Consider the following 26,467-nt stretch of genomic DNA (forward strand, 5'->3'; position numbering starts at 1 on the left):
ATGGACCACCCCGCCATCTTTGCCGAGCAGCCTTTCACCGGCATGCTCGCGGCCGGACCTTCGCAGGAAGCGTTCGAGATCCTCGATGAAGCATTCGCCGGCGAGATCGGCCGCGGCCGGATGCCGCCGCGGCGCGTTCGCCCGCAGAGGGCTGCACCGCGCCGGCCACCGGGGCCCGCGCCTCGCGCAGCGCAGCGTCGGCCACCACCACGCCCGCCGCAGCGCCCACGCCCTCGCCCGCGCGTGCCGCGCCCGCCGATGCCCTGGCCGCCGGTGGGCGGGGGCTACCCGATGCCCTTCGTGGCCGAGCCCTTCGGCGTTCCGCCGGGGTCGGACACTTGGCGCTGCGTCCAGGAATGCCTGCAACGCGGCCCCGCACCTGCGGCACCAACCGGTGCGGACGCGGCACCGCCCGAAGCCACACCACCGAGCGCGCCTCCGGACGCCGGCGCGGGCGCACCGGCAGATGCGCCAGCCGATTCATCGGCAGGCGCGCCGCCCGACGCACCGGCCGAGGAATTCGAGTTCCAGCCGCTTGGCCGCAGCGCGCCCGAAGGAGAGCTGGCGCCGGGGACGATGAGCCTGGCGGCGGCGATCGCCGATCCGCGTTCGGCCAAAGCCGGCATCTACACGATCTACAAAAGCGGCGAGCGGCTGTACGTCGGCCGCGCCAACTCGCTGCGGCGCCGGCTGCAGCAGCACCTGTGGTGCCTCACGCACCTGCGGCTCGGCGTCGGCCGCTTCAGCGTCAAGCTGACGCCGATGGGCGGCGCCACGCCGGCGCAGCTTGGCCGCGTCGAGGCCGCGGTCATCGACCGCTTCGGACGCCGCTCGCAGGGCGGCCAACTTGCCAACGTCAAGTCGCGCGAATTCGAGCAGGCCTTCGAAGCCTCCTTCTGAGCCCCTTCGCGAAGCCATGAGATCAAGGAGACCACCATGCACACGCCTTCCTGCCCCTGTCATACCTGCCAAGCGCGCCGCCAGCGCAGCCTTGCCACCCGCGCGCCGATCAGCGAATCCGAGGAGGTCGAGCTCGCGATGGAGTTGCTCTCCGTCTCGAACGAAGCCGAATGGGAGCAGTTCCTCGGCAAGCTCTTCAAGGGCATCGGCCGCGGCCTCAAGAAAGTCGGCTCCTTCGTCGGCAGCAAGGTGCTCAAGCCGCTCGGCGGCGCCCTCAAGGGGCTGGCCAAGAAAGCCCTGCCGCTGGTTGGCGGTGCGTTGGGCTCCTTCATCCCGATCCCGGGGGTCGGCACCGCCATCGGCAGTGCGCTCGGCAGCGCGGTCAGCAAGGCGCTCGAGATGGAATTCGGCGAGATGGAGGCCGAGGAAGCCGAATTCGAGATCGCGCGGCGCTTCGTGCGGGTCGCTGCCAGTGCGGCGCAGCAAGCCGGCGCCGCGCCGCCCGGCATGCCGCCCGAAGCGGCGGTGCGCCAGGCACTGCTCGCTGCCGCCCGGGCCCACGTGCCGAGCTTCGCGGCCAATGAGGCCGAATTGATAAGCGAGGCCGAGGCGGAGGCCGAATACGAGGGTGAGGGCGAGTACGGGGCCGAGTTCGAATCCCAAGGCGAAGCCGGGATCAGCCGCGCGCTGTCCGGCCGCTGGCAGCGTCGCGGGCGCCACATCGTGCTGTTCGGCGCCTGACACGAGCCGCAACCGGAGACTGCCATGTACCGCCCGTTCCCGACCCTCGCCGGCCGATCGGCCGAGTTCGAGGAGGAATTCAGCTTCATCGGTTTTCCGAAGCCGGTGATGGATGCGCTGCGCGCCAAAAACGAGACGCTGGCGATCCAACGCGCCGCCGGCGCCGGCTTCCGCGACGAGAACACCTTGACCGACCTGGTGTTCTTCTCGCGCCACCCGGAGCGCAACGGGGCGCCGCTGCGCAACAGCGAACCCGGCTTCAACGCCCTGGCCACCGAGTGGGTGGCGATCCGCGACCGCCTGGTGCGCGCGACGCCGAGGCCCTCGGCGCCGGCCGCACCGGCAACACCGACGACCCCGCCGCCGGGCGCGCCCGACATCGTCAACGTGCGAGGCATCCTGGTGGCGCGCCAGATCGCGGCACAAGTCGACGCCCTGCTCGCCGCCGCCCAGGCTGACGGCGTGCCGCTCGGCGGCAGCGGCTTCCGCTCGCCGGACGAGCAAATCGCGGTGCGCAAGAAGAACTGCGGCCCCACGCCCTACGACATCTACGAAAAGTCGGCGAGCCAATGCACACCTCCGACCGCCAAGCCCGGCACGTCGATGCACGAGCGCGGGCTGGCGATCGACTTCAAGTACGGCGCGCAGATGGCCGGGCAGTTCAAGGACACGCCCGGCTTCGGCTGGCTGCAGCGCAACGCGGCGCGCTTCGGATTGAAGAACTACGCGAAAGAGCCGTGGCACTGGTCCACGACCGGCACCTGAGCCTCGGGTGCGAGGAGACACACCATGAACGACGAAGCCATGTTCGAGATGCTCGCGCCCGCTGGCGAGGCGGAATTCGAGTTCGAGTTCGAATCGGGAAAAGCGAAGAAGAAGCCGGCGCCAACGGTGGTGCTGCCGACGCTGACGATACGCGACCGGCCCTTCGTGGTGCTCGACCGCTTCGCCTTCGACGGCCCGGCCGTGCCCACGATGCACGACGCGATCATCGACCGCATCGCGCGGCTGATCGTCGCGAGCCGGGTCTCGGGCGATCCGATCGAGACCGTGCGGCTGGTCGGCCACACGGACCCGACCGGCAAGGCGCCCTACAACCTCGGTCTCGCCGAACGCCGGGCGAAGGCGGTCGAGACGAAGCTCCGCGCTGCCCTCGCGGCGCTCGGCCCGGTGCCAGCGGGCACGCTCGCGATCGTGCCCCAGACACTCGGCGAGACGCGGCCCGTGGTGTCCAACGCGACGGCCGACGGCCGGGCCATGAACCGGCGCGTGGAGGTCTTCCTGGGCACCGGCTGCAATGCATTCTTCGCCCAATACGACCTGCGCTTCCTGCCGGGCGATCCGAAGTTCGGCATTCCCGCCTACCCGAACCTCAACGCGACGCAGAAGGCGCAGCGCAGCGCCGACGTCGGCGCGCTGGTGCCCGAGCTGCTGGCGCGCCGCAACCTGCGCGCCAGCGAGGCCTTGGCCGGCCGCGTGCCGCCGCCCAAGGCGCTGCCCCCGGGGGCCCTGCGCAACAGCGCGCTGCGGTTGTCGGCGGGGCAGCTGGCGCTGTTCCGCGAGTACTTCGAGGACGGCCGCGGCGGCATCGAGTTCGGCGCCTTCCAGACCTGCTTCGAGCGCTTCGCCAACGGCCAGCTGCGCAGCCCGATCGCAGCCGACCGCAGCGCCGGCGTCGGCGAGCCGAATGGGGACTTCTTCTTCCTGTTCGCGGAGTTCGCCTTCCTGTGCATCGACTCGCGCATCGAGCCGGCGCTGTGGACCCGGGCACTGCGCACCTTCGTGAAGGCGCAAGAGATCTTCATGCACGTCTACCGGCCGAAGCCGGTGTCGCCGCCGCCGGCGGTCGGCGCTGCGCTGCCGGCCTGTCCGCGCGACCGGCAGGGCAAGCCGCGGGCGCGGCGCCGGCTCGACAGCTTCCGCAACGGCAATTTCAAGGCGACCGGCGCATCGCCCACCGTCGGCGTCGGCCAGTCCTCGCCGGTTCGACGCCGGGCGCTGGCCGCCAAATACGCGGCGAAGGACCTGGCGGCGCTGCGGCGCGAGGCGCAATCCAACCTGCAGCGGGCGCAGTGCATGCCCTGAGCTGTGATGAGCCTCCCATGCTCCGCATCGACTGCCACTGCCATGCCGGCCAGGGCGACGGCCTGACCGGCCCCTGGGACACCGACGCGCCGCTCGACGCCTACCTGCGGCGTGCGGCCCGCGCCGGCATCGCGCGCAGCGTGCTGCTGCCGGCTTTCCATTCGGACTATGCGCAGGCCAACCTCGCGCTATCGCGCATCGTCGCCGCCAAGCCCGAGCGCTTCATCGGCTTCGCCATGGTGCATGCCGAGCGCGACCGCGGCCGTGTGCTGCCGATGCTGACCACCGCCGTGCAGCGCTACAGCTTCGCGGGCATCAAGGTGCATCGGCACGACGCTGCCATCAGCCGCGAGATCTGCGATGCCGCGCGCCGGCTACGGCTGCCGGTGCTCTACGACCTTGTCGGCGAGTCCTGGGTGGTCGAGTTGCTGGCGGAACAGTATCCGGATGTCGTCTTCATCATTCCGCACCTGGGCAGCTTCGCGGACGACTGGCGGGCCCAGCTCGCGCTCATCGACCACCTGGAGCGCCATCCGAACATCTATGCCGACACCGCAGGCATCCGGCGCTTCGACCTGCTGCTGCAAGCGGTGCGGCGGGCCGGGGCGCACAAGATCCTGTTTGGCTCCGACGGGCCCTGGCTGCACCCGGGCCTGGAACTCGAGAAGATCCGCTTGCTGCAGTTGACGCCTGAGGACGAGGCGCTCGTGCTGGGCGGCAACCTGTCGCGGCTGCTGGGCCTCAATGCAAGGGACGCTGCTGCGCCCGCCGCAACTGCAGCGCACGGTCGGTGACGCCGAGCCGCAGCGCGGCCCGGTGCAGGTTGCCTTGCTCGCGTTCGATGGCCAGCCGGATTGCGCAGTCGGTCGCGGTCTGGCCAATTTCCTTCAGACCGAGGCCGAGGTCGATCGCATCGCGCGCCGCCCGCTCGAAGCACCCCTGCAGCGCATCGCGCGAGTTCTCGGTGGTCGCCGGCCGCTCGTCCTCGGGCACGTCGCCGATGGTGATGGGCCCGCCGCCCGCGTGCCGATGGCACAGCCACGAGACCACCCGCCGCAACTCACGCACGTTGCCCGGGTAGGCGCGCGCCTGCAGGTACTGGCAGACCGGCTCGTCGAAACCGTCGCCGCCCTCGGCGCCGTCGAAGGCGGCCTGGAAGTGCGCTGCGAGCGCGAGCACGTCTTCCTTTCGTTCGGCCAGTTGCGGCGTGCGGCAGATCGATCCGGCGATGCGGTAGTAGAGGTCGGCGCGGAAGCTGCCGTCGGCCACGCCCGCATCGAGGTCGCGGTGCGTCGCCGACACCAGCCGGAACTCGGTGTGCTGCCAGGCATTGCTGCCGACCCGCTTGTACTTGCCTTCCTGCACCACCCGAAGCAGCTGGGCCTGCAACGGCGGCGGCAGTTCGCCGATCTCGTCGAGGAAGAGCGTGCCGCGATGGGCCAGTGCAAACGCGCCCTCGCGCGGGTTCATCGCGCCCGTGAAGGCGCCGCGCTCGTGGCCGAAGAATTCGCTGCCGGAGAGTTCGGGCGTGATGGTGGTGCAGTCGACGATCACCATCGCCCCCTTGTCGGCACGGCGGTCGAGGTCGTGGATCAGGCGCGCGATCAGTTCCTTGCCGGTGCCGCTCTCGCCGGTGATCAGCACCGGCCCCTGGGAGAACACGGCCACCTCCACCACCTGCCGCACCAGCGCCCGCCAGGCCGTGCTGTCGCCGACCAGCACGTCGCGCACGCGCGAGCTGTCGACCAGCGCCTGCACCGTGCGCAGGCGAGACAGCCGGGCGCACACCTGTGCGGCGTCGGTCGGCAAGGGGGTCCACCGCATCACGTCGGACGCGCCCGCGCGCAAAAGGGACCAGGCCTCGGCGGCCGACAGCCTGCACGGCGCAACCACCAGCACCAGCACCACCGCGCGGCGGCTGGCCAGGCGCAGCTCGTCGAGGATCCGGTCGTCGATCGCCCCGAGCACCATCAGTCCGTAGTCCTGCGCGTCGGCCGGCATCGGAATCGTCCGCAACCCCGACCGGCGCAGGATGGCCAGCACCGCCTCGCGCGCAGCGGCCGACAGCGGATCGACGAATTGGATCCACGCACTCGGCGACGCGTCGGCTCCATGCATGTCTCCTCCTGTCGAGCGGGGAGATAGTGTGAGCATTCGCTGCGGACGGCGAAATACGACGGAAGCCTGTGATGCGTTGCAGACGCAGTTCGCAAGAGGCGTGACCGCTTGTTACGCCCATGCCCGTGGCGACCGGCGGGCTGGGGTCCAAAGTTTTCATTTCGCACGCGGGCCGGTGACCGGGCGTCGGAGTACGGGCGCTTTCCTAGACCTCTGCGGGGCCGGAATCAAGCCCCCTGGCACGTAGTGCTCGGGGCCTTTGGCTGGGCCGTCGATCTGGCGTTTGGACTACGCCGTAGGTAGCCGGCTTCGCATCCGCTTCGGGGTATTGACGGGGCAAATGCTCATCCGCCGCCATCCAGCAGCTCCGTCGGGATGCCGCTGACGAACTCGGCAAAGTCCTTTCCGCCGATCGAGATGTGGTTGAGCATCGCGGCATGCGCGGCCGCGGCGTCGTTGTCCAGCACGCCCTTGGCGATCGCCGCGTGCTCCAGCGCCGACCGCTTCATGCGGCCCGGCGAGTCGAATCGATTGACCGTGTAGGCCGCGCTTCGCGTGCGCAGCGACCTGATCTGCTCCACCAGCGAACCGTTGCGCGAGGCGGCGTAGATCAGGCCATGAAACCGGTCGTTCGCGATCTGGTATGCGGCCGCGTCGTCTGCCTCGGCCGCCGCGGTGCACTGCGCGATGCTTTCGGCCAGCTCGGCCTTTTCCTGCGGGCGGATGCGCTTGGCGGCGAAGGTGGCGGCGATGCCCTCCAGTTCGCCCAGTAGTTCGAGCAGCTCCCGCAGCAGCACGATCGACAGCCGCGGCACCGATGCCCCGCTACGCGGGCTGATCACCAGAAAACCCTGCGCGGCCAATTGAAGGATCGCCTCGCGAATCGGCGTGCGCGACACCTCGAAGCGCTCGCTCAGCGCGCGCTCGTCCAGCGGATGGCCCGGCTGCAATGCGCCGACGGACAAGTCACGAATGATCGATTGCCGCACGGCCTCGCTGAGTGTCGCCGTGGGGGCTCCCGGCATCTTGGTGTTTTGCATATTTATCCGATGTTCTGGTATATTTTAAATCATCAAAAATATTTTAAGAGACAAGCCGTGCACTTTTCACTCCCCAAACTGGCCGCCGCAGCGGCAATCGTAGTTTCTTCGGCGGCTGTGTTGCCTGCCAATGCGCAGGAGACGTGGACGCCAACGCGGCCGGTCCGTCTCGTGCTCGGCTACACGCCCGGTGGCGCGGCCGACGCGGTCGCGCGCGACCTGGCACCGGCCATGGAGAAGGTGCTCGGCCAGCCGGTGGTCGTCGACTACAAGCCGGGCGCCGGCGGCGCGATCGGCGTCGAGACCGTTGCCAGTGCGCCGGCCGACGGCTACACGATCGGTCTGGCCGACGTCGCGCCGCTGACCATCATTCCGAATGCGCGGAAAGTCAGCTACGACCCGATGAATGGTCTGAGCTACGTCGGCGTCGTCTCCAAGGCGCCGATGGTCATCCTGGTGAATCCGTCTGTCCCGGCAACGAATCTGCCTGAGCTGCTCAAGCTCGTGCGTGCCGATCCGGGCGGCGTTTCCTATTCCACTTCGGGCCTCGCCACCATCCACCAGATGTCTGCCGAACTGCTCGGCGCCAGCACGGGGACGACGATGCTGCATGTTCCGTACAAGGGCGCCGCGCCGGCATTGACGGACCTGATGGCGGGCGCAGTGAAGGTTTCCTTCTCGACCATCGCACCCGCAGTCCAGATCGTGAAGAGCGGCAAGGCGCGAGCCATCGCCGTCACGTCCACCAAGCCGGTGCCGGCCTTCCCGGGCGTCAAGACGGTCGCCGAACAAGGCGTGCCGGGGTACGACGCGCAGGGCTGGTTCGCTCTCGTGGGGCCCAAGGGCATGCCGCCCGAGGTCGTGCAGCGGCTCAACGTGGCCCTGAACTCCGCGCTGAACACGCCTGCGCTGCGCGACAAGCTCCTGAGCCAAGGCAACGACGTCGTGCCTTCCACGCCGGAAGCTGCGAGCGAGCTGGTCAAGTCCGACCTGCAGAAGTGGGGCCGCGTCATCCGCGAGCAAAACCTGCACTTCGACTGATCCGCTGCCCTGACACCCTCCATTCACCATCGACCAGGAACCCGTATGTCCACAGTTCTCGAATCGCCTCCCGTCGTCTCCCCTGCTTCGCCGCTGCTCGAAATCGAAGGCGCGATCGCGACCATCACGCTGCGGCGCCCGGCCACCCACAACAAGATCGAGCCCGAGGATCTGCCGGTGCTGCGCGGCTACCTGGCCGATCTCAATGCCAACAAGGCGGTCCGCGTGATCGTGTTCCGGAGCACGGGCAAGAGCTTCAGCTCCGGCTTTGACCTGGGGCACCTGGGCAAGGCCGCCAACAGCACCGACAACGCGTTCCAGACCTTCACCGACGAGATCGAAAACGCGCGGGCCATCACGATCGCCCGCTTGCACGGCCCCGTGTACGGTGGCTCCACCGACCTGGCGCTGTCGTGCGACTTTCGCATCGGCGTCACCGGTATGCGGATGTTCATGCCGGCGGCAAGGCTCGGCCTGCACTACTACCCGCACGGTATCCGCCGCTGGGTGTCGCGCCTGGGCCTCGGCCCTGCCAAGAAGCTCTTCCTCACGTCGCGGCCGATCCAGGCGGAAGAGATGCTCCGCATCGGCTATCTCGATGCGCTGGTGGAGCCCGCGCAACTCGATGCCGAGCTGAAGACCTGGACCGATGACTTGCTCGCCCAGGCACCGATCCCATTGGCTTCGATAAAGGCCACGCTCAACGAGGTCGCGCGCCAGGAGTACGACGAGGCGTCGGCGCATGCGGCCTATGCGGCCAGCCTGAAGACGCGCGACATCGGCGAGGCCCTCGCGGCGTTCGCGGAGAAGCGCGCACCCGTCTTCACCGGCACCTGAGAAACGAAACGCGATGAATCCACAAGCCAAGGACCTGCCGCTGGCAGGCGTTCGCGTCCTGGAGATGTCCCAGATCATGGCCGGCCCTATCTGCGGCCTGATGCTGGCCGACATGGGCGCCGAGGTCATCAAGGTCGAGAAGTTTCCCGCGGGCGACGATGCTCGTGGCTACGCGCGGCCCGGCGATCCGGGTCTCGCTCCGGGCTTTCTCATGCTGAACCGCGGCAAGCGTTCGATCGCGATCGACATTCGCCAGCCCGCGGGCCAGGCGATCATCAAGCGGATCGCATCCAGCTGCGACATCGTCACCGAGAACTTCCGCCGCGGGAAGCTCGATGCGCTGGGTCTGGGGTACGAGCACCTGCGCGAGGTCAATCCCAGGCTGGTCTACACCTCGATCAGCGGGTACGGCCCGAACGGCCCCATGAGCGACAACGGCGGCTTCGACCTGGTGCTGCAGGCGTTCTCCGGGTTGATCAGCGTGACCGGCAGCATCGACGGCGAGACGGCCAAGCCGGGCAACTCGGTGGCCGACATCAACGCCGGCATTCTGGCCGCGCTCGGCAGCCTCACGGCGTACATCAAGCGGCTGCGCACGGGCGTCGGCAGCAAGGTCGAGACCTCGCTGCTCCAGGCGTCGCTGCAGCAGATGTACTGGTTTGCGGCCGCGTACTTTCACGACGGCACCGTGGCCCGGCCCATGGGCACCTCGCACCCGCTGATCGCGCCGTACCAGACCTTCCGGTGCGGCGAAGGCGCCATTGCGCTCGGCGGCGGCAATCAGGCCAACTGGCGCCGCATTGCCGAGGTGCTCGGCCACCCCGAGTGGCTTGCGGATGAACGCTTCACGACGGGTCGCGACCGGCTGGCCCATCAAGCCGTGCTTGCAGGGCTCATCACGGAGGCTCTTGCCAGCCATCCTGCTGGTCATTGGGTCGAGGTCTTCGACAAGGCCGGCGTTCCGGTCGGTCCGGTGCACGACGTCGGCCAGGCGATGGATCACGAGCAGTCGCGCGCCATCTCGATGGTGGTCGATGTCGACAGCCCGAACGGAGGCACCATGCGTTCGCTCGGCCTGCCGATTCATTTCGATGGCGAAGCGCCGTGCGCCCGGTCCGCGGCGCCGACGGTCGGGCAGCAGACGCGAGAGGTGCTGAAGGCATTCGGCTACGGCGACGGCGAAATCGCGGATCTGCAGGCTGCAAAGGTCATCGCAACCCTCGATTGAGCCAGTCGGCGCCGCCGCCCGCATCGGGCAAGACCATGTTGCCGCAACAGCTATCACGCTAAGTGATACTTGCTACATGCATGACTGGCTGGTCCTTACCGCATCGCTCCCGACCTCTCCGAGTGGCTTGCGTGTTCGCATCTGGCGCTCGCTCAAGGCGACAGGATGCGCAACCCTGCGGGACGGCGTCTACATCCTCCCCGCCAAGGCAGCGTCGGCGAGCGACCTGTGGGCCATCGAGAAGGCCATCCAGCAGGGTGGCGCCGACGCGCACATGCTCGTTCTCAAGGCCCGCGATGAAGCGCAGGAAAAGACGTTCCTCGGCTTGTTCGACCGGTCCGAGCCATACGCCGACTTTGCGCAGACGCTCAAGGAGACCCGAAAGGCGCTGAAGTCCACCGAAGAGGCAGACCTGCGAAAGTCGCTGCGCGCACTGGACCAGCAGTACCGGGCCATTCGCGCGACGGACTTCTTTCCTGGCAAGGCGGCCGCAGCGGCGGCGGCTGGCCTGGAGACCTTGCGAGCGGAGATCGAGCAAAGGTTGTCCCCCGGCGAGCCGATGGCCGCATCGGGGTCGATCGAGCGGCGCCAACGCGAGTCCTTCCAGGGACGGACGTGGGCCACGCGCAAGCGGCCCTGGGTCGACCGGCTTGCCACGGGCTGGCTGATCCAACGCTTCGTCGATTCATCCCCGCGCTTCGTCTGGCTGGCGGACCCAGGGAAGCGTCCGAAGGGCGCCCTCGGCTTCGACTTCGATGGTGCGACGTTCACGCACGTTGGCGACAAGGTCACTTTCGAGGTCGTGGCGCATACCTTCGGGCTCGAAGAGGACCCGGGCATCCGGCGGCTCGGCGAACTCGTGCACTACATCGATGTCGGAGGCATTCCCGTCGATGAGGCGGCCGGTATCGAAACCATCGTCAGAGGCCTTCAGGCGCAGCACGACAAGGACGATGCGCTGCTCGCGGCTTCTCTGCCCCTGTTCGACACCCTCTACGCCGCCATGAAGGAACGCCAGTGACCACGACGACAATCACGGCGGCGCCTGAGCGCCTTGGCTTTGGAGAGGCCCTCGTCTACTGGCTCAAGCTCGGGTTCATCAGCTTCGGGGGGCCGGCCGGGCAGATTGCCATCATGCACGAGGACCTCGTCGAGCGACGCCGCTGGATTTCCGAGGGCCGATTCCTGCATGCGTTGAACTACTGCATGCTGCTGCCCGGACCCGAAGCGCAGCAACTCGCGACGTACATCGGCTGGCTCCTGCATCGCACCTGGGGCGGCATCGTCGCGGGCGTCCTCTTCGTGCTGCCGTCGCTGTTCATCCTCATCGGCCTGTCATGGGTCTACATGGCGTACGGCAACGTGCCGGCCATTGCCGGTTTGTTCTATGGCATCAAACCTGCCGTTACCGCGCTCGTGATGCACGCGGCCTATCGCGTGGGATCACGGGCACTCAAGAACGCATGGCTGTGGGGCATCGCGGTGGCAGCCTTCCTGGCCATCTTCGCGCTGCAAGTGCCGTTCCCGCTCATTGTTCTGGCCGCTGGCGCCATCGGGTACTTCGGCGGCCGATTTGCGCCGGCCAAGTTCACGACCCGGGGCGCTCACGGCAACGCTGGCAACTCGCTCGGCCCGGCGTTGATCGACGACCACACGCCCACGCCCGAGCATGCGTTGTTCACCTGGCGGCGCTTCAGCCGAGTGCTGGTTGTGTGCCTGGCGCTTTGGGCCGTCGGCATCGGGGCCTTGACGGCGCTCTATGGATGGGACGCCGTTCTGACGCAGATGGCGTGGTTCTTCACGAAGGCAGCGCTGATGACGTTCGGTGGCGCCTATGCGGTGCTGCCCTATGTGTTCCAGGGGGCTGTCGAACACTACCAGTGGCTGACCGCTGCGCAGATGATCGATGGACTGGCGCTCGGCGAGACGACACCCGGTCCTCTCATCATGGTGGTCTCGTTCGTCGGCTATGTCGGCGGGTGGACCAAGGCCATCTTCGGCCCGGACGCGCTCTTCCTGTCGGGCGCGGTCGCCGCCGCCGTGGTGACCTTCTTCACCTTCCTGCCTTCGTTCTTCTTCATCCTGCTCGGCGCGCCGTTCATCGAATCGACCCACGGCAATCTCAAGTTCACCGCGCCACTGATCGGCATCACGGCTGCAGTGGTGGGCGTCATCGTGAATCTCGCCGTCTTCTTTGCGTACCACGTGCTCTGGCCGCAGGGACTCGCCGGTCACTTCGAGTGGGCTTCCGCGCTCATCGGCATCGCGGCGGCGGTGGCTTTGTTCCGGTTCAAGGTTGGCGTCATTCCCGTGGTCCTGGCGTCCGGCTTGGCTGGGTTGGCGTTGACATTTCTACGGCCCCTGTTTGCATGAGAGGTTCCCCATGGAAAGTCGAATCCAGGACTTGCCCTTTGAGCCTGCGGCACTGCACGGTCTGTCCGAGAAGTTGCTTCGCAGCCATCACCAGAACAACTACGGCGGCGCGGTCAAGCGTCTGAATGCCATCCGCTCGAAACTGGCTGCCTTGTCGCCCGCGACCATGCCGGGTTTCGAACTCAATGGCTTGAAGCGCGAAGAGCTCGTTGCGAACAACTCCATGCTCCTGCACGAGTTGTACTTCGGCAGTCTTGGTGGAGACGGACAGACGATGACGCCGGCCATGGAACTGGCGCTCCAGGCCAGCTTCGGGAGCGTCGCTCGTTGGCATGAGGAGTTCGTCGCCATGGGCAAGGCGTTGGGTGGCGGGTCAGGCTGGGTTCTCCTCGTGTTTCAACCACGGGACGGGACTCTCGTGAACCAATGGGGCGCCGACCATACGCACGCACTGGCCGGCGGCGTGCCCATCCTCGCGCTGGACATGTACGAGCACGCGTACCACATGGACTTTGGCGCCGCTGCGGGCAACTACGTCGATGCGTTCATGGAGAACATCGACTGGGCCATCGTGTACGAGCGCTATCAGCTTGCCGTGCACGGTGCCAGCGAACCATTCGGTGCCACGCAGGATGAGGTCGCTGGCGCACTGGTGGTCGACGTGCGTCGCGCCGGTGTCGTCAAGGACGCGCCGACTCGGTTGACCGGTGCCGCGTGGCGCGACCCAGCGACCGTCGACAGCTGGGCTGGCGATCTGCCATCCGACCGGGAAGTCGTCGTCTATTGTGTCTACGGACACGAGGTCGGCCGCGCGACCGCACTGCGCCTTCGCGCGGCCGGGGTGCGGGCGCGATACCTGCGCGGTGGCATCGACGGCTGGCAGACTGCTGGTCGCGCGTTGGAACCCAAAGGAGCGACATCATGAAATGGGTCACCCGTGAACGCCCGAAGATCGACCGTATCGCCTGCCCGTGGCTCATTGCACGGTTCATCGACAAGGAACCAGAGTTCCTCTACGTTCCTCCATCCGAGGTGCTCGCGATGGCAGAGAAGACCGGCGCAGTGCCCTACGACATCCCCGGTGTAGAGATGACCCATGTCGGGGACCTATGCAGCTTCGATGCGTTCCTGTCGAAGTACGAACTGACCGACCCAGCGCTCGAGCAAATGGCGGCCATCGTTCGCGGTGCGGATACATCGCGCCTGGATCTGACGCCTCAGTCGCCGGGTCTGTACGCCATGTCGCTCGGGTTGTCTCAGGTGTTCCCTGACGATCACGAGATGCTGGGCCACGGCCTTGTGATGTACGACGCCCTCTATGCGTGGTGCAAGAGCTGCCAAAGCGAGACGCACGCCTGGCCGCCGAAGATGTGAGACCAGGCGCAGGAGCTGCAACAAAAGTTTCATCTTGGATCGTTAAGGTCGGGCTCCCGTCAGCCAAGCCTTCACGATGAAAAATCTGCCCACACCTCCCGCTCCGAACGAGTTCATCGATCCGGACGATCTGGACAACAACCCGACCTCGAACACCAGCCTTCACGAAGTCATCGCATCGCGCATGCACCGTCGCCATCTGCTGCGCGGCGGCGTCGGTGCGCTGACGGCCGCGACGCTCGGCCCTCTGGCGCTGAGCGCCTGCGGCGGTGGAAGCGACGGGTTCCCCGTCTTCCCGCCTGCTCCTGCGCCTGCCCCCGCGCCGGCGTCGCCTGCTCCCGCCCCGGCGCCAGCGCCTGCGGCCGAACCCAAGCTCGGCTTCTCCGCCGTGGGCAAGGATCTCGCGGACCGCATCACAGTGCCGCCCGGCTATACCGCCACCGTGATCTACGCGACGGGCGATTCGATCGACCCTGCCATCACCGACTACAAGAACGACGGCAGCGACGACACCTTCGGCCGCCGCAGCGGCGACCAGCACGACGGCATGCACTACTTCGGCCTGACCCCCGACAGCAAGCCGTCCCTGTCCAGCACCGAACGCGCGCTGATGTGCATCAACCACGAGGCCATCAACGGCACCGTGATGTTCATGCATCCGAACGGGCAGACCAACATCAGCTCCAGTGCCGGTCCGCGTCCCGAAGCCGAGGCACTGAAGGAGGTGGAAGCGCACGGCGCTTCGGTGGTGGAGATCGCCAAGGCGGGCGGAAAGTTCACCGTGGTCAAGAACTCGACCTTCAACCGCCGCGTCACGCCGCGCACGCCGATGGAATTCGGCGGCCCGGCACGCGGCTCCGCGCTGCTCAAGACCGTGTATTCGCCCGCCGGCACCGGCACGCGCGGCATGATCGGCAACTGCGCATCGGGCTACACGCCCTGGGGCACCTACCTCACCTGTGAAGAGAACTTCGCGGGCTTCTTCCGCCGCGGCTCCGCCGACGACGCGAAGCGCAGCGCCAAGGAACTGGTCGCCTTCAAGCGGATCGGTCTCGCGCAAGGCGCCGCCGGCGGTCAACGCTGGGCCACCGTCGTGCCGGCCGACAACGCCGACACCGAATACGCACGCTGGGACACCAGCAACATCGGCGCATCGGCGGACGGCACGGACGACTTCCGCAACACAGCCAACACCTTCGGCTGGGTGGTGGAGATCGATCCGTACAACCCGGCATCGACGCCCGTCAAGCACACCGCGCTCGGCCGCTTCGCACATGAAGGCGCATGGCCGAGCAACCCTGTGGTCGGCAAGCCGCTGGCGTTCTACATGGGTGACGATTCGCGCAGCGAGTACGTCTACAAGTATGTATCGAAGGCCGTGTGGAGCGCGGCCGACGCGAACCCCGCGGACCGCCTCGCTACCGGCAGCAAGTACCTCGATGACGGTACGCTCTACGCGGCGAAGTTCAACGCCGACGGATCGGGTACGTGGCTCAAGCTCGACCTGAGCAACACCGCCATTTCAGGCAACAGCGCGTACGCCTTTGCCGACCTCGCCGACGTGCTTGTCAATGCACGGCTCGCCGCCGATGCCGCCGGCGCCACCAAGTGCGACCGGCCCGAATGGACCGCCGTGAATCCGAAGAACGGCGAGATCTACATCACGATGACCGAGAACCCCGATCGCGGCTCGGTCGGCACGACCAGCAGCAACAACGTGCCGAACCCGGACGTGGATCCGGCCTTCCCGCGCTACTGGCTCGACAACAAGGGCATCTCGACGCAGAACGCAGCGGCGTCGGTCTCCAAGGGCGACGTGAACGGACAGGTGATGCGCATTCGCGAGACTGGCAACGACGCATCGGCCCCCACCTTCAACTGGGACATCTTCCTGTTCGGCAGCCAAGCCAGGGCGGATGCCGGTCTCGACGACGTGAACTACCAGCAGAACGTGAACCTGTCGGGCCTCTCCGACTTCAACGACTTCTCCAAGCCCGACGGCTGCTGGTTCTCGCGCGCCAGCGGCATCCTCTGGATCGAGACCGACGACAACGCCTACACCGACGTCACCAACTGCATGCTGCTGGCGGCGATCCCGGGCGAGTACGGCGACGGCGGCAAGATCGACGTGGTCAACCAGGCCAACGGCAAGCCCGGCGCAGCCGGCACCGGCCCGGTGACCGTGAGCACGTTTGCGGGCAAGAAGATGAACGACACGATCTTCAAGCGCTTTCTCACCGCCCCCCTGGGCGCGGAAGTGACCGGCCTGGCCGAATCGCCGGACGGCAAGGCGCTGTTCATCAACATCCAGCACCCGGGTGAGAACACCGCCGCAGCCAACATCGCCACGCCCGCCAAGTACGAAAGCCACTGGCCCGGCAACGGCGCCGGTGTGACGCCCTACGGCGCAGGCGGCAGCACGGCACGCCCCCGCTCGGCAACGGTGATGATCACCAAAGACGACGGCGGCATCATCGGCCTGTAGTCCAAAGCAGCCGGCGAAGCCAAGCCGCCCCCTCGTGAAACACCGCGGATCCGGCTCAGCCGGTCCGCCGGTGTTGCCCCCCGGCAGGGGGGTGCCCGAGCCACACGAAGTGGGCGAGGCTGGGGGGCGTTCTTATTTAGGCCAAAGCGCCCACAAGCGAAGCGGCTGGTTCATCCGCGCCGCAAAGCGACCCGCGTCGGCACCGGTGCCCGCGAAATAGTCGGCCCGCACCGCCCCGACGATGGCACTGCCCGTGTCCTGCGCCACCACCAGCTTGGCCAGCGACACGGTCGGGCCGGGCGAGGCGAGCCAGACCGGCGTGCCGTAGGGAATGCTGTCGCGGTCCACCGCGATCGAGCGCCCCGCGGTGAGCGGCACGCCCTGCGCACCCACCGGCCCCGAGGACGCATCGACCTCGCTCAGAGGCTCTTCGCGAAAGAACACGTACCGCGGATTGCTCCACAGCAAGGGCTGCAGCCGCTGCGGGTTCTGCGCCACCCACTGCTTGGTGTCGTCGGGCCACAGGCTGACCTTGGTCGCGCCCTGGCTCACCAACCACTGCTGCACGCTGCGATAAGGCTGCTCGTTGGTGGCGGCGAAAGCCACGCGCACCATGCGCTGCGAGCCGTCGGGCTCGGTGATGCGCAGGCGCCCCGAGCCCTGGATGTGCAGCATGAGCGCGTCGATGGGGTCGACGAGCCATGCGATCTCGCGTCCGCGCAGCGCGGCCTGGGCTTGCGGGAGTGTGTCGATCTCCTGCCGCGTGAACCACGGGCGCTTCGGCACCAGGCCCACGGGCGTCTGGTACAGCGGCACGGTGTTCGTCGCGGTCGGCCGGCGCGTGGCATCGAACACCGGCTCGTAGTAGCTGGTGAGCTTGCCATCGGTCGGTCCCGAGTGCGACTCGACCCGGTACGGCTGCAGACGCTGCATCATCCACTCGCGCTGCTCCACGGTCTCCGCAAGCGACAGCTGGCGCACTTCGCGACACAGAGGCGCGAAGGCGGCGTTGGGTCGCGTGCAGTTCGACAGCATCGCGACCCAGCCCTCGTGCAATGCATCGTCGTTGAAGCCGGGCAGCTCGGACCACGCGACCGGCACCCACCGGCTCTTGGGATGTGCGAGCGAGCCGGTGAGCGGGCCCAGGTCGCGCGAAGGGCTCGTGGACGGTGTCGTCGTAGGGGCAGGCGCGTCGGGCTGCCGTGTGCCGGTGGAGCAGCCGGCGAGCGTTGCTACGATCGCGAGCCCTACCAGCCACTGGAGTCCTTTGTTCATGGGTCTGATTTTGCTTGAAGCACTTGGCGCGGGAATCGTGTTCATCCTGATCATCTGGTGGACCATGTTCTCAGGCCGCAAGCGCGGCGAGCTGCATGAAGAGTCCGAGGCCGATGACGATGCAGCGTCATCCGAGGAGCCGCCGCGGCGCGATTGAATTCGCGTAGCTCCATGTCGCTTCGTCATGTCGGCCGGCGACTCGCGTGCTATTCATTTCATAGCAACAGTGCGAGATCTCGCATGCTTTCCCGGCGCACCGCCGAAATCGGACGTTACACGCGGAAACGCCGGATCGAGCCAATTCGCCTTGGGCGCTCGGGATAATCGGCGCTCTTTTTGTTTTCACGGTCGAAAGGGACTGACACATGAAAAAATTCGTACTCGCCACCGCTGCCGCAGCCATCGTTCTTTCGGGCTGCGCGGGCGGCATGACCGACACGCAACGCAACACGGCCATCGGCGCCGGCGGGGGCGCACTGGCCGGTGCAGCAATCGGCGGCGTGGCCGGCGGCAAGGCTGGCACTGGTGCGGCGATCGGTGCATTGGCCGGTGCAGCAGGCGGCTACCTGTGGTCCCAGCGCATGGAGAACCAGAAGCGTCAGATGGAAGCCGCCACCAAGGGCACAGGCGTTGCCGTGACGCAGACCCCGAACAACGAGCTGAAGCTCGCGATCCCGAGCGACATCTCCTTCGACGTGGGCCGCTCGGCGATCAAACCCAACTTCTCGCCGATCCTCGACCAGTTCGCGAGCGGCCTGCGCAACAACCCGAACGCCGACGTGCGCATCATCGGCCACACCGACAGCACGGGCACCGACGCCATCAACAACCCGCTGTCGATCGAACGCGCCGCGGCGACGCGCGACTACCTGGTCGCGCGCGGTGTGTCGCCGACCGCGTTCCGCATCGAAGGCCGCGGCTCGCGTGAACCAGTCGCGGACAACAACACCGATGCCGGCCGCGCGCAGAACCGCCGTGTGGAGATCTTCGTCGGCGAGCGCTCGCCGGCCTGACCTCAGACCCCTCGAAGCAGGTTGGCCAGTTCGACGGCTGACTTGACTTCCATCTTCTCGAACAGGCGCGCGCGGTGGACTTCCACCGTGCGCACGCTGATCGAAAGCTGCTCTGCAATCAGCTTGTTGGGCAGCCCCTCGACCACGCAACGCATCACGTCGCGTTCGCGCTCGGTCAGCTCATCGATGCGGTGCTTCAGGAGTTGCCGCGTGCGCCGCGCCTCGATGGCGCGCAACGAAGCCCCCAACGCATGCTCGATGCGGTCCACCAGCGCGTTGTCGGAAAACGGCTTCTCGCAGAAGTCGAACGCGCCGCGCTTGACCGCATCCACGGCCGTCGGCACATCGGCATGCCCGGTCAGGAAGATGACCGGCATCGCTTCCAGCAGCCCTCGCTCCTGAAGACGGTCGAACAGCACCAGTCCGCTGGTCCCCGGCATTCGCACGTCGAGCAACAGGCAATGCGGCTGATCGCGCAACGGCTCGTCCGCCAGGCGCGCCTCGAACGCCTCGGCGCTCGCGAAGTTCTCGCTCACCAGCCGACGCGAACGCAGCAGCCAAGCCAGCGCCTCGCGAACGCTGGCGTCGTCGTCAACGATAAAAATCAGCGCGTCAATCAGAGGTTGCATCTTGTGGCTCGCCCCCAGGCTGCGCGCACTTCGTGTCGCTTCGCCACCCCCTGCCGGGGACAATACCGGCAGCCCGGCCAAGCCGGCCCGCGGTATTTCCCAAACAGAGGCCGCCGTGCGGCGCCTCCTTCCAGGAATACCGCAGAACCGGCTTGGCCGGACTGCCGGTATTGCCCCCGGCAAGGGGGTGGGCGGCCACACGAAGTGGGCAAGCCTGGGGGTGTGTCATGTTACCGGTAGCGTGAAACGAAAAATGGTGCCACGCGGCCGCTGGGGTTCGAACATCAGGACGCCGCCGTGCTGCTCGACCACCGTGCGGCACAGGCTCAGCCCCAGGCCCATTCCATCGGGTCGCGTGGTGAAGAAGGGAGTGAAGAGTCTCCCGGCGACCTCCGCGCTGATGCCGCAACCGACATCCGCGACGGAAAACTCCATCCAGCGGCGCGCATCGGCGGCCGTTGCGCCCTCGCCGTCCCGCCCGACGCTGCCCGCGCGCACGACCCTGAGGCGCAGCACGCGTTCCGTCAGCTCGGGCATGTCCATCGCCTGCATCCCATTGCGCGCGAGGTTGAGCAGCACCTGCTCGACCAGCGTGCGATCGCAGAACACCGGAGGGAGCCGGTCTTCGAGCGCCAGTTCGACGCGAACGCCGAGCTTGCGCGCCTGCAGGCGCACCAGGGGCAGCACCGCGTCGACCAATGCATGCGGCGCGACCGCCTCGCGCGTGCGGTCGCGCCGGCGCACGAAGTCATGCACGCTGCGGATCACCTGGCCGGCGCGATCGGCCTGCTCCGCGATGCGGCGCACCGCCATCGCGACCTCGTCGTGGTCGCCGCTGCGCTGCTGCGAGCGATCGGCGCCCAGCAGGTTGAGCGAGCCGCTGGCATAGCTCGCGATCGCCGCCAGCGGCTGCGTGAGTTCGTGGCTGAGCAGCGAGGCCATTTCGCCGACGGTCGCCAGTCGCGCGCTGGCCTGCAGGCGCTCCTGGCTGGCGCGCGACAGTTCCTCGATGCGGCGCTGCTCGCTGATGTCGATGAAGGCGCTCATCCAGCCGGTCTGGGATCCTTGCGCATTGATCAGCGGCGCCTCGAAGATCAGCACCGGAAAGCGGGTGCCGTCCTTGCGCATGAAGACCGACTCGAAACCTTCGCGCGGCGGCATCGCGCCGGCCAAGCGCACCGCCTGCCGGCGCTGATATTCGTGCGCGAGTTCGGTCGGCCAGTACGGCGCCTCGCCATCGCTGGACATGAGTTCGTCGACGCCGAAGCCCACCATCTCGCAGAACGCGGGATTCACGTAGGTGATGCGACCCTGGAGATCCCGCGCGCGCAACCCCGTGATGACGGAGTCTTCCATGGCCTTGCGGAACGCCAGCGCATCGGCCAGATCGCGCTCGGCGCGCAGCCGTCTTCGCGTGTCGCGCGCGAGCAGAACCAGCACCGACACCAGCGCGATCGAGATCGCCGTGACCAGCGCGGTCAGCATGTTCGGGAACAGATCCGGCACGGCCCGCCAGCCATCCACGCGCAGCATCATGGTGGCGCCCGGCAGGTCGATCAGTTGCTGGGCCGTGAACACGCGCGAGCCCACGCGGCGCGGTGCGCCAATGGCCACGAGCCGGGTGCCGTCGGCTTCGGTAAAGGCGACTTCCTGCCCACGGCTGAGCGTGGGCGCCACGAGTTCGATCAGCGTGTCGCGCAGCGAGTAGGAAGCCACGAGGTAGCCCCCGCCTTCCACCGGCAGGCACAACTCCATCACTTCGAAGCCGGTCCCCTGGGAGAACGGGACGTAGTGGCTCGGCGAATACGCAGGCGCGCCCAGCTTGCGCGCGGCGGCGCAGGCCAGCAGCACGTCGGGTTGGTCCGCACCTCTGCGGGCATCCTCGAACGCGTGCCGGCGATAGGGCGTGTCGACCGCGCCGCGCAGCTGCAGTGCCGCGTCGCGCCATTCGAGCCGCAGCCATTCGCGGTGTTCACGCAGCAAGTCGGCCCCACGCGCTTCCCATTGCTCGCGGTCCACGCCGTTACCAAGCGATGCGCGCAGCGTCTGCGCATTGCGCTGCAGGCCGACGCGCAGGTCGGACACGGCATCGGCCGTGTCGCGATCGAGCACGTTCTGGGTTTGCTCGACCTCGTGTCTACCGGCCAACCACACGACGGTGACGAGCAGCACCAGCACCAGCACGGCCAGCAACACCCACAGGAACCAGCGCCGCCACACGGAGCGCAGGAACCGCAGCCGCGCGAACGCGGGACGGAGAACGCGGGCGACGGGCAGTGGAGGCGAGGACACCGGCGTCAGAGCACGCAGTGGGAGAGCGCCGGCAGTTGCGTGCGCGCCCGCTCGACCCGCTGCGCATCGATGTCGAACAGCACGACGGCCTCATCGACGGCTTGCTGCGCCACCACAGTGCCCCAGGGATCGACCACCATCGACTGACCCCAGGTGTGGCGCCCGTTCTCGTGCGTGCCGCCCTGCGCGGGCGCGACGACCCAGGCGAGGTTCTCGATCGCACGCGCGCGCAGCAGCACTTCCCAGTGCGCGGCGCCGGTGGTGCGCGTGAAGGCGCTGGGCACGACCATCAGTTCGGCACCCTGCCGAGCCAACGCACGATACAACTCGGGAAAGCGCAGGTCGTAGCACACGCTCAGGCCCACGCGCCAGCGATGGCCGTCGCGCGAGGGCAGGTCGAAGCACATGGGCTGCGAACCCGGGGCGATGACGCGTCCTTCGTCGTAGCACTCGCGGCCGTTGTCGAAGAAGAACAGGTGAATCTTGTCGTAGCGCGCGACGCAGGCGCCGTCCGGCGCATAGACCAGCGAGCTGTTGAACACGTGGCTGTCGTCGTCCGTCTCGAGCGGCAACGTGCCGCCGACGATCCACAGCCCGAACTCGCGCGCGGCATCGGCCAGGAAGCTTTGCACCGACCCCGCGCCAGCGGTCTCGCGCAACGCGAGCTTGTCGGTGTCGCGCGCGCCCATCATGCAGAAGTACTCGGGAAGCACGGCGAGTTCGGCGCCTGCCGATGCCGCCTCGGCCAGCAGCGCATGGGCACGCGCCAGGTTGGCCTCGCGTGCGATGGCCGACACCATCTGGATCGCTGCGACTTTCATGGCGAATCTCCTTGTCTTTGTCCTTGGGGTTGTTCTAGCGCAAGGTGGGCACTGCCGGTGGTGTGCTCAGGGCCTCGGGCGTCGAGCGTCGCGGCATCCTGGTGATCTTGGGGTCGGTCCAGGTGCCGTCGATCTGGAACTCCTGCGTTGCGGCGGCGACCAACGGCCTGCTCAACACCATCTGCGCGAGGAAGGCGCCGATGCCGATGGCCGGGTTGATGGCCGTCGCGACCAGTGCCGCCGTGCCCGCGCTGATTTCGGGCACCACGACGACGCGGATGTTCTGCGTCTCGCGCGCGAGGTCCGCGGAGCCGTCCATCAGCACGGCGGCATTCACGCCTTTCATCTGCAGGTTGTTGGTGGACGCCACGCCCTGGTCGATCCTGACGTCGCCGCGCAGGAAGTCGAAGGCAAAGCCCTGGCTGAAGACATCGCGGAAATCCAGCGTGAGCCGCCGCGGCAGGGCCTGGAGGCTGAGCACGCCGAGCAACTTGGCCATGCCCGGGTCGGCCTTGAGGAACTGCCCCGTTTCGACGTTGATCTGCAGTTGTCCGCTCAGGCTCGGATAGTCCAGGGAGAAGGGCGATCCGGTCCACTGCACATCGCCTTCGAGCCGGCCGCGCCCGCGCCGCACGACGTCCTTCATGCCGAATCGCGTGAGCAGCGCGCCGGCGTCGGCGATCTCGAGCTTGAAATCCATGCTGGTGCGACGCTGGTCGCGCCCGGTCACCGGGGTGCTGCCGGCCGGCGCTGCCCAAGTGCCCTGCGCGGTGAATGTGGCATCCGGATTGATGAGGGCCAGCCGGTTGAGCCGCCATTCGCGACCGGCGCCGCCACGGTTGACCGCCTCGATCTCAGCCCGTCCGAGACGATGCCCGAACAGTTCGAAGTCCTCGACGGCGATGTCGAGCGCGGGCAAGGTGCTGGGCTGTTCGTCCAGCAGCGACTCGACCGCCGTGGCTTCGCTGCGTGCAATCTTGAGCCGCGCAAGCCGCGCGTAGAGACGCCCCGCCTGGTCATGCCGGTATTCGGCGTAGCCGCTGAGTTCGGTGGCATCTACGTTGGCCCGCCAGAGCTGGCCCTCGCGCGTGCCGCCGAGCACGACGTTGTGCAGTGTCCGGCCGCCCAGCACGAGTTCCTGAGCGCGCAGCGCGATGATGGTGGGCAGGTAGGAAAGCGCATCGACCGCGCCGTCCGGCGTGGCTGCCGTCTCGGACGCCTTGCCGGTCGCCGCACCGAAGATCGACTGCCACGCACCCACGTCGAGCCGCGTGAAACGCAGGTTCGCGAAAACGCCGCGCTCCGGCGGGGCCGCCGATTCCCCGGCCGCCAAGCCGATACCGATGCCGCCGCGCAGCACGCGCGCCTCGGCGCCGGAGATGTCCCGCACATAGATCACCGAGGCGGCGCGGCCAAGCTCGACCGAGATCTGGTCGTGGAGCACCGAAGACGCAGACCCGGGTCGTGCTTCGCGCAGCACGACCTTCTTCTCCACGCGCAGCGGCATCGATTCGTCGGCGGCCTTGGTCAGCGGCGGGGGCAGTTGCAGCGCGAGTCCTTGCAAGGTGCTGGTGACCAGGAATTCGGTCGCGCCGTCACGCACCGAGAAGTTGAGCGCGTAGGGCGTGCTGCCAGTCGTGTTGGTGGCAAAGCGCGCGAGCCAGTCGACCTCGCGCGCCGCGCGCAGGCCGTCGGCGGTGACGGTGCCCTGGACGCGGAAGCTCAGTTCCTGCGAGGCGCTGCCGAAGCGACCGCTGCCTTCGACGCGCATCGCGCCGCCCAAGGCGCGCGCCTGAACGTTGGCCAACGAGAAGCCGCTTTCGGTGAAGCTCAGCGTGCCCTTTGCCTGCGACAGCGTCGGCGCCTGAGGCGAGAGCTGGATCTCGTTGTCCGACAGCGCAACGCTGGCCTGCACCTTGGATTTGTCCAGAGCTGAGAGCGGCAGTTCGAGCCGGAGTCTGTAGTCGGCATTGCCGGTCGCGCGCATGGCCGCGAGGGTGGACTCGGCCTCGCCCGTCAGCGGCGCGCCAGCGCGCAGCAACTCGTCGAGCGGACCCTTGGCCTGGGCGTCGACCTTGAGCAGCGGCGCATGGTGCGCCATGTCGGCGATCTGCGCCTCGGCCTTCGTCACCTCGATGCCGGGCGCGCCGACGATGCGGCCGCGCGCATTGCGCACCAGCAGGCCGGCCCGCTCGAAGACCAGCTCGCCGGACAGCCCGTTCAGCGCGGGCCAGACCACCTTGGTGCCGGGTGTGGGAGGCACATAGGCATACGTGACGTCGGCCACTCGCGCGGTGATGCGGAAGTCGCCGTGCTTCGGGTCCATGAAGGGCATGTCGTGCAGATCGCCCTTGACCTTGAAATCGACGCTGCTCGCGGTGCCCTTGGTGACCGCATCGCGCACGTAGTCGCGCGTGTGCTTGGGAATGTGCAGCGGGAGGTAGCGATAGACGCGTGTTCCGTCGGCGCGCGTGAGCTTGCCCTGAAGGTCGAGCACGCCCGGATAGCGCGCGGCACTGCGCGACGCGGCGGGATCGCTCGTGCGCCAGGTGGCCTGCGCCTCACCATCGGCATCGACGTTGGAAAAGCGCAGGTTCGAAAGCTGAAGCTGCACCGCCTCGCCGTCGAGCTTCCACTGGAGCTGCGTGGAGAGCTGTTCGATCGGAACCACCGCCTCCTCGAACACGCCCGGCAAATCCAGCGCGCCCTTCGCGATGGACAGCGCCGCGCTGCCGCCGGCCTGGTTCGCGTCGAAGTCGATGGTGGCGCCACGCACGCCGGGCGTTCCCACGGGCACGGGCGGCGGCTCGGTCGCTGCTGCGGCCGTCGCTCCATGGGCCGGTGCTGCCGGACGCGAACCGTTCCGGCCCGCGGCGGGCGCTTCGGCTGCGCGCGGCGTGGCATCGGCGTGCTCGCCGGGCTGCGAGGCGATGCCGAAATTGCTCATGCGGCCGCGAAACTGGTATTTGTCGGGCGCACCCGCCGAGCCTTGCCAGCTCGCATCGATGTGCTCGACCAGTCCCTGCGGCTCGTACGACTCGATGAGCTTGCGCGTGGCATCGCCGAGCGGCAGGCGATCGGCGATCAGCGCGATCGCTGCGAGGTCGAGACGGTCCGCGCGCACCGCGCCGCGCTCGGGCACGCGCCCCTTGGCGGGCGTGTGCTGGAACCACAGGTTGCCGCCGGGCCAGCGCATGCCGTCGGAGGTGTCGAACTGCAGGTTGGTGGTGGAAAACTCCAGCGTCTCGTCCGTCATCTTGCCGGCGAGGCGCCCGGTGACGCCGCGCAGGACCAGCGGTTGGCGCCCCTTGGCAAACGAGACGTCGATCTTCGCCAACGCCAGATCGGACACCGCGCCCGTGAGCTTGCCGTCGTTGACGTCGGCCCATAAGCGCATGCCACCGCTGCCTTCGCGGATCCGCGCATCGAGGTCCACGTAGCGGCCGAGCCTCGTGACGTCGATGTACGGCAGGTCGGCGTACAACTGGCCGTCCCACGTGCGCCAGTTGCCACTGCGGACCGACAGGAGCGGTTGACGGAACTTGCCGCGCAGCGTGAAGCGCTCGCCCCACCCAGCAGGCGGCGTGGCATCGAGCCGCATCGAATGGCTCCGGCTGCCGTTGCGGGCGACGAACTCCACGTCGGTCAGCAGCAGCGGGGTCGTCTTGCGCAGGTCATCGCTCCAGCGCACCGTGCCGCCCCGGACGACCACCTCGCGCTGGGCGAAGAACCAGTCGGCGCCGTCGCCTCCGCCGGTGGTGTCGGTGGACATATCGAGCCCCGCCACATGCAGCTTGCCGAGCGCATCGCGCCGCACCTCGACCTCGGGCTTTTCTATATAGAGCTGCTCGAAGCTCAGGTTCCACAGCGATCGCGGCGAGACGCTGGCGACCACACGTTCGAGCCGCAGCGCCTCCTGCTTGCGGGCGTCCTGCAGCACCACGTCCCGCAGTTCGACGGTAGGAAAGATGCTGCCCGAGCGGGCGGCGATGGAGCCGATGAGGACCGGTACGCCGATGGCGCGGGTGGCCTGCGCCTCCAACGCGACGCGGTAGTCGCCGATTCGCGGCACAATCCAAATGTGTAGGACAACGACGGACAGCGCCAGCAGGAGCCATGCACCGAGCAACAAACCCAACAACCAGCGCGCCGTCACAGCGGTGATCTTGAGCAGACGTGAAGGGGAAGACGTCGTGTCGTTCATTGAGGATCGCG

Annotated in this window: 21 protein-coding genes; 14 read left to right on the forward strand and 7 right to left on the reverse strand. The window is 67.8% G+C overall.

Going from position 1 to position 26,467, the window contains the following annotated elements; all coding sequences use genetic code 11:
- The 5 genes from QTI24_RS10515 to QTI24_RS10535 are packed head-to-tail and all read left to right on the forward strand — an operon-like array spanning position 1 to position 4,520.
- Entirely contained in the window at positions 1-900 is a 900-nt protein-coding gene (locus tag QTI24_RS10515; RefSeq protein WP_286600245.1) for a GIY-YIG nuclease family protein, read from the forward strand.
- Between the two features lie 36 nt (positions 901-936).
- Positions 937-1,641, forward strand: a complete 705-nt coding sequence (locus QTI24_RS10520; protein ID WP_286600247.1) for a hypothetical protein — start codon at positions 937-939, stop codon at positions 1,639-1,641.
- A gap of 24 nt (positions 1,642-1,665) precedes the next feature.
- Positions 1,666-2,406: a M15 family metallopeptidase gene (locus QTI24_RS10525; RefSeq protein ID WP_286600249.1), complete on the forward strand. Its 741-nt coding sequence runs from the start codon at positions 1,666-1,668 to the stop codon at positions 2,404-2,406.
- Between the two features lie 24 nt (positions 2,407-2,430).
- Complete coding sequence (locus QTI24_RS10530; protein WP_286600250.1) at positions 2,431-3,726, forward strand: OmpA family protein; 1,296 nt, start codon at positions 2,431-2,433, stop codon at positions 3,724-3,726.
- A 17-nt stretch (positions 3,727-3,743) separates the two neighbouring features.
- Positions 3,744-4,520 carry an amidohydrolase family protein gene (locus QTI24_RS10535; RefSeq protein ID WP_286600251.1) on the forward strand — a complete coding sequence of 259 codons (777 nt, stop codon included), beginning with the start codon at positions 3,744-3,746 and terminating at the stop codon, positions 4,518-4,520.
- Here QTI24_RS10535 and QTI24_RS10540 read toward each other — a convergent pair.
- Together QTI24_RS10540 and QTI24_RS10545 are read right to left on the reverse strand one after the other, a co-directional pair.
- Positions 4,468-5,844, reverse strand: a complete 1,377-nt coding sequence (locus QTI24_RS10540; protein ID WP_286600252.1) for a sigma-54-dependent transcriptional regulator — start codon at positions 5,842-5,844, stop codon at positions 4,468-4,470. The two genes, QTI24_RS10535 and QTI24_RS10540, sit on opposite strands and share 53 nt — an antisense overlap.
- A gap of 344 nt (positions 5,845-6,188) precedes the next feature.
- Positions 6,189-6,884 carry a GntR family transcriptional regulator gene (locus QTI24_RS10545; protein ID WP_286600253.1) on the reverse strand — a complete coding sequence of 232 codons (696 nt, stop codon included), beginning with the start codon at positions 6,882-6,884 and terminating at the stop codon, positions 6,189-6,191.
- Positions 6,885-6,941: 57 nt separating this feature from the next.
- Here QTI24_RS10545 and QTI24_RS10550 point away from each other — a divergent pair, with 57 nt between their 5' ends.
- The 8 genes from QTI24_RS10550 to QTI24_RS10585 all read left to right on the forward strand — a co-directional run bounded on the left by QTI24_RS10550 (position 6,942) and on the right by QTI24_RS10585 (position 16,222).
- Complete coding sequence (locus QTI24_RS10550; RefSeq protein WP_286600255.1) at positions 6,942-7,925, forward strand: Bug family tripartite tricarboxylate transporter substrate binding protein; 984 nt, start codon at positions 6,942-6,944, stop codon at positions 7,923-7,925.
- 45 nt (positions 7,926-7,970) lie between these two features.
- Positions 7,971-8,762 (forward strand): enoyl-CoA hydratase/isomerase family protein, encoded by a 792-nt coding sequence (locus tag QTI24_RS10555; protein ID WP_286600257.1) that lies wholly within the window; start codon positions 7,971-7,973, stop codon positions 8,760-8,762.
- A gap of 13 nt (positions 8,763-8,775) precedes the next feature.
- A complete protein-coding gene (locus QTI24_RS10560) occupies positions 8,776-9,990 on the forward strand; it encodes a CaiB/BaiF CoA transferase family protein (protein ID WP_286600258.1) in 1,215 nt (404 codons plus the stop codon).
- Positions 9,991-10,066: 76 nt separating this feature from the next.
- A complete protein-coding gene (locus tag QTI24_RS10565) occupies positions 10,067-11,011 on the forward strand; it encodes a chromate resistance protein ChrB domain-containing protein (RefSeq protein ID WP_286600260.1) in 945 nt (314 codons plus the stop codon).
- Positions 11,008-12,363, forward strand: coding sequence for a chromate efflux transporter (chrA, locus tag QTI24_RS10570; protein ID WP_286600262.1), 1,356 nt, complete (start codon positions 11,008-11,010; stop codon positions 12,361-12,363). Before QTI24_RS10565 ends, chrA begins: the two co-directional genes overlap by 4 nt.
- A gap of 10 nt (positions 12,364-12,373) precedes the next feature.
- Positions 12,374-13,288: a Fe-Mn family superoxide dismutase gene (locus QTI24_RS10575; protein WP_286600263.1), complete on the forward strand. Its 915-nt coding sequence runs from the start codon at positions 12,374-12,376 to the stop codon at positions 13,286-13,288.
- Positions 13,285-13,737, forward strand: a complete 453-nt coding sequence (locus tag QTI24_RS10580) for a chromate resistance protein ChrB domain-containing protein (RefSeq protein ID WP_286600265.1) — start codon at positions 13,285-13,287, stop codon at positions 13,735-13,737. Before QTI24_RS10575 ends, QTI24_RS10580 begins: the two co-directional genes overlap by 4 nt.
- 76 nt (positions 13,738-13,813) lie before the next feature.
- Positions 13,814-16,222 carry a PhoX family protein gene (locus QTI24_RS10585; RefSeq protein WP_286600266.1) on the forward strand — a complete coding sequence of 803 codons (2,409 nt, stop codon included), beginning with the start codon at positions 13,814-13,816 and terminating at the stop codon, positions 16,220-16,222.
- A gap of 132 nt (positions 16,223-16,354) precedes the next feature.
- Here QTI24_RS10585 and mltA read toward each other — a convergent pair whose 3' ends face one another.
- Entirely contained in the window at positions 16,355-17,497 is a 1,143-nt protein-coding gene (gene mltA / locus QTI24_RS10590; protein WP_286600268.1) for a murein transglycosylase A, read from the reverse strand.
- 365 nt (positions 17,498-17,862) lie between these two features.
- On the opposite strand from mltA, the gene QTI24_RS10595 reads away from it, so the two are divergent.
- Positions 17,863-18,510: a YiaD family glycine zipper/OmpA-like lipoprotein gene (locus tag QTI24_RS10595; protein ID WP_286600269.1), complete on the forward strand. Its 648-nt coding sequence runs from the start codon at positions 17,863-17,865 to the stop codon at positions 18,508-18,510.
- Positions 18,511-18,512: 2 nt separating this feature from the next.
- Here QTI24_RS10595 and QTI24_RS10600 read toward each other — a convergent pair whose 3' ends face one another.
- From QTI24_RS10600 to QTI24_RS10615, 4 genes are all read right to left on the reverse strand, one after another.
- Entirely contained in the window at positions 18,513-19,139 is a 627-nt protein-coding gene (locus tag QTI24_RS10600; protein WP_286600270.1) for a response regulator transcription factor, read from the reverse strand.
- Between the two features lie 225 nt (positions 19,140-19,364).
- Positions 19,365-21,431 (reverse strand): two-component system sensor histidine kinase NtrB, encoded by a 2,067-nt coding sequence (locus tag QTI24_RS10605; RefSeq protein WP_503011241.1) that lies wholly within the window; start codon positions 21,429-21,431, stop codon positions 19,365-19,367.
- Positions 21,432-21,436: 5 nt separating this feature from the next.
- Positions 21,437-22,252 (reverse strand): carbon-nitrogen hydrolase family protein, encoded by an 816-nt coding sequence (locus QTI24_RS10610; RefSeq protein ID WP_286600271.1) that lies wholly within the window; start codon positions 22,250-22,252, stop codon positions 21,437-21,439.
- 34 nt (positions 22,253-22,286) lie between these two features.
- On the reverse strand, positions 22,287-26,456 hold the full coding sequence (locus QTI24_RS10615) for a YhdP family protein (RefSeq protein ID WP_286600272.1): 4,170 nt from the start codon (positions 26,454-26,456) through the stop codon (positions 22,287-22,289).
- Between the last annotated feature and the right edge of the window lie 11 nt (positions 26,457-26,467).

The organism is Variovorax sp. J22P240, assembly GCF_030316855.1.
In the GTDB taxonomy this organism is placed as follows: domain Bacteria; phylum Pseudomonadota; class Gammaproteobacteria; order Burkholderiales; family Burkholderiaceae_C; genus Variovorax.

Excerpts from the sequence above, each read along its gene's own strand:
- QTI24_RS10610 (WP_286600271.1), bottom strand. The coding sequence starts at position 22,252 with ATGAAAGTCGCAGCGATCCAGATGGTGTCGGCCATCGCACGCGAGGCC.
- QTI24_RS10545 (WP_286600253.1), bottom strand. The coding sequence starts at position 6,884 with ATGCAAAACACCAAGATGCCGGGAGCCCCCACGGCGACACTCAGCGAG.
- QTI24_RS10565 (WP_286600260.1), top strand. The coding sequence starts at position 10,067 with ATGCATGACTGGCTGGTCCTTACCGCATCGCTCCCGACCTCTCCGAGT.
- QTI24_RS10600 (WP_286600270.1), bottom strand. The coding sequence starts at position 19,139 with ATGCAACCTCTGATTGACGCGCTGATTTTTATCGTTGACGACGACGCC.
- QTI24_RS10575 (WP_286600263.1), top strand. The coding sequence starts at position 12,374 with ATGGAAAGTCGAATCCAGGACTTGCCCTTTGAGCCTGCGGCACTGCAC.
- QTI24_RS10530 (WP_286600250.1), top strand. The coding sequence starts at position 2,431 with ATGAACGACGAAGCCATGTTCGAGATGCTCGCGCCCGCTGGCGAGGCG.
- QTI24_RS10580 (WP_286600265.1), top strand. The coding sequence starts at position 13,285 with ATGAAATGGGTCACCCGTGAACGCCCGAAGATCGACCGTATCGCCTGC.
- QTI24_RS10560 (WP_286600258.1), top strand. The coding sequence starts at position 8,776 with ATGAATCCACAAGCCAAGGACCTGCCGCTGGCAGGCGTTCGCGTCCTG.
- QTI24_RS10585 (WP_286600266.1), top strand. The coding sequence starts at position 13,814 with ATGAAAAATCTGCCCACACCTCCCGCTCCGAACGAGTTCATCGATCCG.
- QTI24_RS10520 (WP_286600247.1), top strand. The coding sequence starts at position 937 with ATGCACACGCCTTCCTGCCCCTGTCATACCTGCCAAGCGCGCCGCCAG.
- QTI24_RS10595 (WP_286600269.1), top strand. The coding sequence starts at position 17,863 with ATGAAAAAATTCGTACTCGCCACCGCTGCCGCAGCCATCGTTCTTTCG.
- QTI24_RS10555 (WP_286600257.1), top strand. The coding sequence starts at position 7,971 with ATGTCCACAGTTCTCGAATCGCCTCCCGTCGTCTCCCCTGCTTCGCCG.
- QTI24_RS10540 (WP_286600252.1), bottom strand. The coding sequence starts at position 5,844 with ATGCATGGAGCCGACGCGTCGCCGAGTGCGTGGATCCAATTCGTCGAT.
- QTI24_RS10515 (WP_286600245.1), top strand. The coding sequence starts at position 1 with ATGGACCACCCCGCCATCTTTGCCGAGCAGCCTTTCACCGGCATGCTC.
- QTI24_RS10615 (WP_286600272.1), bottom strand. The coding sequence starts at position 26,456 with ATGAACGACACGACGTCTTCCCCTTCACGTCTGCTCAAGATCACCGCT.
- QTI24_RS10535 (WP_286600251.1), top strand. The coding sequence starts at position 3,744 with ATGCTCCGCATCGACTGCCACTGCCATGCCGGCCAGGGCGACGGCCTG.
- QTI24_RS10525 (WP_286600249.1), top strand. The coding sequence starts at position 1,666 with ATGTACCGCCCGTTCCCGACCCTCGCCGGCCGATCGGCCGAGTTCGAG.
- mltA (WP_286600268.1), bottom strand. The coding sequence starts at position 17,497 with ATGAACAAAGGACTCCAGTGGCTGGTAGGGCTCGCGATCGTAGCAACG.